Source organism: Streptomyces sp. NPDC005435, assembly GCF_040703155.1.
GTDB lineage: Bacteria > Actinomycetota > Actinomycetes > Streptomycetales > Streptomycetaceae > Streptomyces.
Genome location: NZ_JBEXEQ010000027.1, coordinates 86502 through 94986, shown reverse-complemented (window position 1 = coordinate 94986; position 8485 = coordinate 86502). Strand labels below are relative to the sequence as shown.

Genomic DNA, 8485 nt, shown 5'->3' with positions numbered 1-8485 from the left:
GTGGCGCACAGATGGGTGGTGGGGACCTTCTGGCCGGCCTTGCCGGTGGTGTGGAAGGTCTGCCGGTCGGGGTCGGTCAGCGCCTTGTGGTTCTGCGTCACCCTGACGGCGTGCGGTGCGGGAACGGCGACCGGGGCCGCTCCCGCCGTCGGAGGCGGCAGGAGCGTAGTTCCACTACGACGCGGCCCGGGAGGGCCGCAGGCATTTCTTTACCTCTCCGCAGGATGGGATTTGGCCATGCCCTTGGCAGTGAACCGATGTGGGCTCATGACCAACGCCGGAAGAGGCATGGACAACCGCAGGGAAGGGGACATCGCAGCCACCGAACGGCGCACCGCCGCCGACCGGCACGTAAGGGGCCACCAGCCCGTGATCGAGAGCGACGGTCACCCCGGGCGCCGCGTCCTTCCGTCACAGGCGCGGCCTCGCCACGCCGCCGGGGGCGCGCGATGAGGGGCTCCGGGTGCGATCCAAAGCACGGCCCCGCAACAGCCGGGCCGGGTCACGACCACAGTCACACCCACAGGGCCGCCGCCCCTGTCTCCCGGCACCTTCGCCGCGTCATCGCGGCGATCCTGGTCCCCTTCGCCGCAGCCGTCGCGGTGGGTCTCGTCGTACTGTGGCCGGACAGCGGTTCCCCCTCCCACCGTCACACCGGAGTCGGCTTCGACCTCCAGACACAGCAGGCCACGGTCGCCAAACTCGTCAAGGTGAGCTGCAAGTCGGTGAACGCCTCCGGCGAGACCCCGACGGGCGACACCTCCACCGCCGAGGGCTACTCCGCGGTGCAGGAGGCGAACGGCACCTGCCACGTCGCCACGATCCGGGTCGACACCGGCACACACAAAGGCCGTACCTTCACCGAGGTCGTGCAGCCCGACCAGTCGCGGCAGCTCCGTCAGGGCGAGGAGGTCGTGGTCGCCTACGAGCCCTCGGCACCCGAAGGGCTGCAGTACTCGGTCACCGACATCAACCGCCGATTCCCCGTGGGCCTGTTGGCCGGCGTTTTCGCGCTCGCCGTGGTGCTGGTGGGCCGACTGCGCGGGGTGATGGCGCTCGTAGCGCTGGCCATCAGCTTCCTGGTGCTGAACTTCTTCGTCCTGCCCGCGATCCTGCAGGGGGCGAACCCGCTGCTCGTGGCCGTGGTCGGATCGAGCGCCATCATGCTGATCGCCCTGTACATGTGCCACGGCCTGTCCGCCCGCACATCGGTGGCGGTCCTGGGCACACTGATCTCCCTCTCCCTGATCGGCGCCCTCGGCTCGGAGTTCATCGACTGGGCCGCACTCACCGGCAACACGGACGACAACACCAGCCTGATTCACGGCCTGTATCCGTCGATCGGCATGAGCGGACTCCTGCTGGCCGGCGTCATCATCGGCTCGCTCGGCGTCCTGGACGACGTGACGGTGACCCAGACCTCGGCCGTCTGGGAACTGCACGAGGCCAACCCCACCATGGGCTGGCGAGGGCTGTACCGGGCGGCCATCCGCATCGGCCGCGACCACATCGCCTCCGTGGTCAACACCCTCGTCCTCGCTTACGCGGGCGCCGCGCTGCCACTACTGCTGCTCTTCTCGATCGCGCGGAGCGGTGTCGGTACGGTCGCCAACAGCGAACTTGTCGCCGAGGAGATCGTACGTACCCTGGTCGGGTCGATCGGTCTGGTGGCGTCGGTGCCGGTCACCACGCTCCTCGCCGCACTGGTGGTGTCGGCGGACAGAAAGGGCCCTCGGGCGGAACCGCCGGCGCTGGCCACGGCAGGGGCCGCGGACCATGGCGGGCGCTGGCGAAGGCATTGAGCCCCGCCGTCTGGGCAAGGCTCCCCGCGGCACGAACATCCGGTCTTCCGGCGGAATGGGCCGCGCGGAGGATCGGGATCCTCCGCGCGGCCCATTCCGATCCGCCTGCCGGTGTCGGGTGAGAAGACGATCACGAGCAGGACACTTGTGCGCGCCGCGCCGTCAGTGCTGCGGCAGCAGCATGGCGTCGCCGCGCTCTTTGGCCGCGTGGTAGCGCGTCAGGACGTCCTGCCAGTTGACGACCTGCCACATGGCCTCGATGAAGTCGACCTTCTGGTTCTTGTACTGGAGGTAGAAGGCGTGCTCCCAGGCGTCGAAGACCAGGATCGGGGTCGAGCCCTGGCCGACGTTGCCCTGGTGGTCATAGATCTGCTCGACGATCAGGCGGCCGCTGAGCGGCTCGTAGGCCAGTACGCCCCAGCCGGACCCCTGGGTGGTGCCGGCGGCCTTGGACAGCTGGGTCTTGAACCCGGCGAAGGAGCCGAAGGACTCGGCGATGGCGTCCGCGAGCTCACCCAGGCCGTCCTGCGCGAGCGGCTCGCCGCCGCCGTCGTGCGGGGCGGTCATGTTCTGCCAGTAGATGCTGTGCAGGACGTGCCCGGAGAGGTTGAAGGCGAGGTTTTTCTCCAGACCGTTGGTGCAACCCCACGAGTCCATCTCGCGCGCCTCGGCGAGCTGATCCACCGCCGTGTTCGCACCCTTCACATAGGCCGCGTGGTGCTTGTCGTGATGCAACTCGATGATCTCGGGGCTGATCACCGGAGCGAGAGCCGAGTAGTCGTACGGCAGTTCCGGAAGCGTGTACAGCGCCATTGCGAACGTCCTCCGACGTTATTGCCAGTGGTATGCAAATGCACGCTAACAGCAGTAACCGGACAGGACGCCGAATACGGGCGGCAGCACCCCACGTGTCGTGAAGGCACTGCCGCCCGCCGTGCGCCCGCCCGCGTGAAGGGTGAGAAGACGATCACGAGGCGGGACGATCAGGGTGCGCTACCCGGTCACGGAGCGAGGAGCAGGCTGTCGCCGCGCTCCTTGGCGGCGGCGTAGCGCTTGGCGACGTCCTGCCAGTTGACGACCTGCCACATGGCCTCGATGAAGTCCACCTTCTGGTTCTTGTACTGAAGGTAGAAGGCGTGCTCCCAGGCGTCGAAGACCAGGATCGGAGTGGAGCCCTGGCCGACATTGCCCTGGTGGTCGTAGATCTGCTCGACTATGAGGCGGCCGCTGAGCGGCTCGTAGGCCAGCACGCCCCAGCCCGAGCCCTGCGTCGTCGCGGACGCCTTCGTGAGCTGGGTCTTGAAGTTCTGGAACGAGCCGAAGGACTCGGTTATCGCGTCCGCGAGGTCGCCGACGCCGTCCTGCGCGAGCGGCTCGCCGCCGCCCTCGCCCGTCATGTTGTGCCAGTAGATCGAGTGCAGGATGTGGCCCGACAGATGGAAGGCCAGGTTCTTCTCCAGGCCGTTGATCGAGCCCCAGGTCTCCTTGTCCCGCGCCTCCGCGAGCTGCTCCAGGGTGTCGTTCGCGCCCTTGACGTAAGCCGCGTGGTGCTTGTCGTGGTGCAGCTCGATGATCTCGGGGCTGATCACCGGAGCGAGCGCGGAATAGTCGTACGGGAGCTCCGGGAGCGTGTACACCGCCATGGCCAACGTCCTCCGACATAATTGCGAATGATGTGCAGTTGCACGTTACCAGCGACAAAGTGCCCGTCTGATACGGCGTTAGTCCTAGGACCTGAGGCCCTGTCGCCATCACCCACGACCGCCCCCGGAAAGGCAGCACGGTGAGCAAGGTCTCGCAGTCACGGCACGACGACGCAGCGGCCGATCCGGAACCCCGCCGTCTGCTGCATCGCAGCGAACTGCGCTGTACCTCCGGCCGTATGCGAGTCCTGGCCCTGCTCCTCGATTCGGGCCGCCACGTCACGCCCTTGGAGGTCTGCGCGGAGCTGACCCGCTCCGGAACGCCGATCCATCCCACGACGGCCTACCGGAACCTGGAGCTGTTGACCGCCGCCGGCCTGGCGCACGCGGTGCACGGCCCCGGACCGACGCGCTACGGCTTCAGCGGGGACCCGCACCACCACAGCGTGTGCCGGCGGTGCGGCCACGTCGACGGTTTGGTCATCCCGCACCTGACGGAGGCTGCGGAGCGCAGTGGGCTGCTGCCCGACTCGTCGGGCTCGCTCCTGGTCTACGGGATCTGCGCGAGGTGCGGCGACTGACGGGCGGGCCGCCTTCTCCTGCGTGAGCCGGCGCTCACCGGCGTTCGGGTTCACACCCGGCCTGAACTTATTGCACACTACTTGCAATAGCTCATGTTGTGCAGAAAGGACCGGACGTGGGTTCTCCGATCGTGCTCGGAATCGAGTCGTCGTGCGACGAGACCGGCGCCGGCCTCGTCCAGGAGGGGCGGCTGCTGGGTCACGCGGTGGCATCGAGCATGGACGAGCACGCCCGCTACGGAGGCGTCGTGCCGGAGATCGCCTCCCGCGCCCACCTCCACTCACTGCGGGCGGTCGTCCGGCAGGCGCTGGACGAGGCCGGGCTGGAGCTGGGCGACATCGGCGCGGTCGCGGTCACCACGGGTCCAGGGCTGTCCGGTGCCCTTCAGGTGGGCCTGGCCGGGGCGAAGGGCATCGCGTACGCGCTCGGGGTTCCCCTCCACGGGGTGCACCATCTCGCCGGGCACGTCGCCGCCGACACCCTGGAGCACGGTCCGTTGCCGAACCCCTGCATGGTGCTGATCGTCTCGGGCGGCCACACCTCGCTCCTCCTCGTACGCGACCTGGCGCGCGACCCGATCCTGCACCTGGGGGACACCCTGGACGACGCGGCGGGCGAGTGCTTCGACAAGGTCGCCCGTGTCTTCGGGCTGCCGTACCCCGGTGGTCCGGCCATCGACCGGGTGGCCCGCACCGGCGATCCCCGTGCCGTGGCCTTCCCGCGCCCGCTGCCCGGCTCGTACGACTTCTCCTTCTCCGGGCTCAAGACGGCGGCCGCGCGCTGGGCGGAGAGCCACGCGGGCCGTGAGCTTCCGGTGGCCGACGGGGCGGCCTCGCTCCAGGAGGCCGTCGCCGACGTCCTGACCCGCAAGGCGGTCGCGGCGTGTGCCGAGCACGGCGTCGGCACGCTGGTCGTGGTGGGCGGGGTCGCCGCCAACTCGCGCGTGCGCGCGCTCGCGGAGGAGCGCTGCCGGGCGGCCGGGATCGAGCTGCGCGTGCCGCCGCTGCGGCTGTGCACGGACAACGGCGCGATGATCGCCGCCGTCGGCGACCTCCTCGTACGGGCAGGGGCGCGGCCGGCGCCGCTGGACGTGTCGATCGACCCGTCGGCTCCGCTGGAGTACGCGGCACTGCATCCGGGTGCGGCCCTGACAGGGGCGCGTCGATGAGCATCCAGGTGTGTGGCGGGTCCGAGTTGCCGGCTCGGAGCGCGGAGCTGCGTTCCGTCTACGCCGACGCGTTCGGCGCCGCGCCCTGGGGCGAGGACGAGGCTCAGGCGGACGCGTTCGTGGCCCGGCTCGTCACGAACGTGGAGCGTCCGGGCTTCACCGCCGCGCTCGCCCTCGAAGGACGCCGGGTGATCGGCTTCGCGACCGCCTGGACCACCCCGTCCCCCTTCCCCACCGACCGCTGTTACCCGCAGGCCGCCGCCGCTCTGGGTGCCGAACGGGCCAGTTCCTGGCTGTGCGGCGCGCGTGAGATCGACGAGCTGGCCCTGCGCCCGGCGGCGCAGGGCACCGGACTCGGCGCCGGCCTTCTCTGCGCCGTCACACAGGACGCTCCCGAGGGCCGAACCTGGCTGCTCACCTCACAGCGTTCACTCCGTGCCCTGTCCTTCTACCGCCACCAGGGCTGGCAGCAGGCCACCCACCCCTCCCCCGACGGCCAGGGAGCCGTGGTCTTCCTCGGACCCCGACACCCCGCCCGGCATCTGGCCGTCCAACCCCTGTAGTCATCCGGAGCCCTCCTTGCGCACCGCCGAGATCCGCCGCCGCTTCCTCGACTTCTTCGCCGAGCGCGGCCACACCGTCGTACCCAGCGCCCCGCTGCCGACCCCCGACCCGACGCTGCTGTTCGTCAACGCGGGCATGGTCCCCTTCAAGCCGTATCTGACCGGTGAGGTGCAAGCCCCCTGGCCACGGGCGACGAGCGTGCAGAAGTGCGTGCGCACGCTGGACATCGAGGAGGTCGGGCGCACCACCCGGCACGGCTCCTTCTTCCAGATGAACGGCAACTTCTCCTTCGGCGACTATTTCAAGGAGGAGGCCATCACCTTCGCCTGGGAGCTGTCCACCACCCCGGTCGCCGAGGGCGGCTACGGTCTGGACCCGGAGCGGATCTGGGTCACCGTGCACCACACCGACGACGAGTCCCGCGCCCTGTGGCGCCGCGTCGCCGGACTGCCCGACGAGCGGATCGTAGCGCGCGGCGACGAGGACAACTTCTGGTCCATGGGCGTACCGGGACCGTGCGGACCCTGCTCGGAGCTGTACTACGACCGCGGCCCCGCCTTCGGCCCGCAAGGCGGCCCGGCGGTCGACGAGGACCGGTACATGGAGTTCTGGAACCTCGTCTTCATGCAGTACGAGCGCGGCGAGGGCGCCGGGAAGACGGGGTATCCGATCCTCGGCGAACTCCCCCGCCGCAACATCGACACCGGCATGGGCCTGGAGCGCATGGCCACCCTGCTCCAGGGCGTCGACAACCTGTACGAGATCGACGAGACGCGCCCGATCCTGGACCGCGCGGCGCAGCTCGCCGGGGTCCGCTACGGCGCGGACGCGGCGGCCGACGTGCGGCTGCGCGTGGTCGCCGATCACGTCCGCACCGCGCTGATGCTGCTCGCCGACGGCACCACCCCCGGAAACGAGGGCCGGGGCTACGTCCTGCGTCGCATCCTGCGCCGGGCCGTCCGCTCCATGCGTCAACTCGGTTATGAGCAGCCCGTGTTGGTGGCGCTGCTCGCCGTCGCCCGCGACTGCATGGCGCCCAGCTACCCGGAGGTGGCCGAGGCGTACGAGCGGATCGCGGACCAGGCGGCGGGCGAGGAGGAGGCGTTCCGGGCGACCCTGCGGCAGGGTACGGCGGTGCTGGACACGGCGGTGGCCGAGGCCAAGCGGGCGGGCGTCCGCCGACTGCCCGGAGCGCAGGCGTTCCTGCTGCACGACACCTACGGCTTCCCCATCGACCTCACCCTGGAGATGGCCGCCGAACAGGGCGTCGAGGTCGACCGCGAGGGCTTCACCGCACTCATGCGCGAACAGCGGGAGCGGGCCCGCGCAGACGCCCGCGCCCGCAAGTCCGGCGGCACGACGGACACCACCGCCCTGCGCGCCGTACTGGACGAGAACGGCCCGACCGACTGGCGCGCCTGGGACACCCTGACCACCGACTCCCGCGTCGTCGCCCTGCTGGCGCCGTCCGGGCCGGTTCCGGTGGCACGCGAGGGCGAGATCGTCGGCGTCGTGCTGGACCGTACCCCGTTCTACGCCGAGTCGGGCGGGCAGGCAGCGGACGCAGGGCGCCTGTCGGGGGCGTCGGTGGACGCCGACGTGCTGGACGTGCAACGTCCGCTGCCGGGGCTGGTCGTGCATCAAGTGCGGGTATCAGCAGGCGAGTTGGCGGTGGGCGACGCCGTGCACGCGGCCGTGGACCCCGAGTGGCGGCTCGGGGCCCGCCAGGCCCACTCCGGCACCCATGTCCTGCACGCGGCCGTGCGTCAGATCCTCGGCTCCACCGCCCTGCAGTCCGGCTCGTACAACCGCCCCGGCCATCTCCGCCTCGACTTCCCGTGGCGCGGCGGCCTCTCCCCCGCCGCCCGCGGCGAGATCGAGGAGACGGCGAACCAGGCCCTGCGCCGCGATCTGCCCGTCGGCGTACGGTGGATGACGCTGCCGGAGGCCAAGGAACTCGGCGCGCTGGCCCTGTTCGACGAGACGTACGGCGACAAGGTACGTGTCGTCGAGATCGGCGGCGCCTGGTCGCGCGAGCTGTGCGGCGGCACCCATGTGGAGCACGCGTCGCAAATCGGTGTGATCGCGCTGACGTCGGAGTCCTCGGTGGGGTCGGGGATGCGGCGTCTGGAGGCCGCCGTCGGCATCGAGGGCTTCGGTCATCTGGCCCGCGAACGCGACCTCGCCGCTCGCGTGGCCGAGCAACTCCAGGCGCCTCGCGCCGAACTGCCCGAGCGCGTCGCGGGGTTGGTGGACCGGCTCAAGGCGGCCGACCGCGAGAACCAACGGCTGAGGGAGCAGGCCACGCGAGCCCGTGCGGCGACTCTGGCCGCCGGGGCCGAGGACGCGAACGGCGTTCTGGTCGTGACCGCCACGACCGACGACGGACCGGACGGGGCCAGGACACTGGCGAACGCCGTACGCGAGACCCTGCCCGCCGAGCGGCCCGGCGTGGTGGCGATCGGCGCGGAATCCGATGGCCGGGCGGTCGTGGTGACGGCGGTCAACCGGGCCGCCAGGACCGCCGGACACAACGCGGCCACACTGGTGAAGCGGCTGCTGAACGGCAAGGGCGGCGGCTCGTCCGACCTGGCCCAGGGCGGCGGCCTGCCCGCCGGCCGGTTGACGGAGACGCTCGGTGCCGTACGGGCCGCCGTGGCGGACACCTCGGCCTCACGCCGATGACCTCGGGTCCAAAAGTGGGAATGCGGGCGAGCACCGGCGGC

7 protein-coding genes are annotated in these 8485 nt (G+C 70.7%); 5 read left to right on the top strand and 2 right to left on the bottom strand.

Features of this window, described 5'->3' with window-relative positions; all coding sequences use genetic code 11:
- Window positions 1-449: 449 nt before the first annotated feature.
- On the top strand, window positions 450-1802 hold the full coding sequence (locus AB0898_RS28455) for a YibE/F family protein (protein ID WP_366805879.1): 1353 nt from the start codon (window positions 450-452) through the stop codon (window positions 1800-1802).
- Window positions 1803-1964: 162 nt separating this feature from the next.
- Here AB0898_RS28455 and AB0898_RS28450 read toward each other — a convergent pair whose 3' ends face one another.
- The gene (locus AB0898_RS28450) at window positions 1965-2615 is read right to left on the bottom strand and encodes a superoxide dismutase (protein WP_366805878.1); all 651 of its coding nucleotides are present in this window, start codon (window positions 2613-2615) and stop codon (window positions 1965-1967) included.
- Between the two features lie 188 nt (window positions 2616-2803).
- Window positions 2804-3445 (bottom strand): superoxide dismutase, encoded by a 642-nt coding sequence (locus tag AB0898_RS28445; protein WP_366805877.1) that lies wholly within the window; start codon window positions 3443-3445, stop codon window positions 2804-2806.
- Window positions 3446-3585: 140 nt separating this feature from the next.
- On the opposite strand from AB0898_RS28445, the gene AB0898_RS28440 reads away from it, so the two are divergent.
- The 4 genes from AB0898_RS28440 to alaS all read left to right on the top strand — a co-directional run bounded on the left by AB0898_RS28440 (window position 3586) and on the right by alaS (window position 8444).
- Window positions 3586-4026, top strand: a complete 441-nt coding sequence (locus AB0898_RS28440) for a transcriptional repressor (RefSeq protein WP_366805876.1) — start codon at window positions 3586-3588, stop codon at window positions 4024-4026.
- Between the two features lie 116 nt (window positions 4027-4142).
- Complete coding sequence (gene tsaD / locus AB0898_RS28435; RefSeq protein WP_366805875.1) at window positions 4143-5195, top strand: tRNA (adenosine(37)-N6)-threonylcarbamoyltransferase complex transferase subunit TsaD; 1053 nt, start codon at window positions 4143-4145, stop codon at window positions 5193-5195.
- Entirely contained in the window at window positions 5192-5758 is a 567-nt protein-coding gene (locus tag AB0898_RS28430) for a GNAT family N-acetyltransferase (RefSeq protein ID WP_366805874.1), read from the top strand. Before tsaD ends, AB0898_RS28430 begins: the two co-directional genes overlap by 4 nt.
- A 16-nt stretch (window positions 5759-5774) precedes the next feature.
- Window positions 5775-8444, top strand: a complete 2670-nt coding sequence (alaS, locus tag AB0898_RS28425) for an alanine--tRNA ligase (RefSeq protein WP_366805873.1) — start codon at window positions 5775-5777, stop codon at window positions 8442-8444.
- The last annotated feature ends 41 nt before the right edge of the window (window positions 8445-8485 follow it).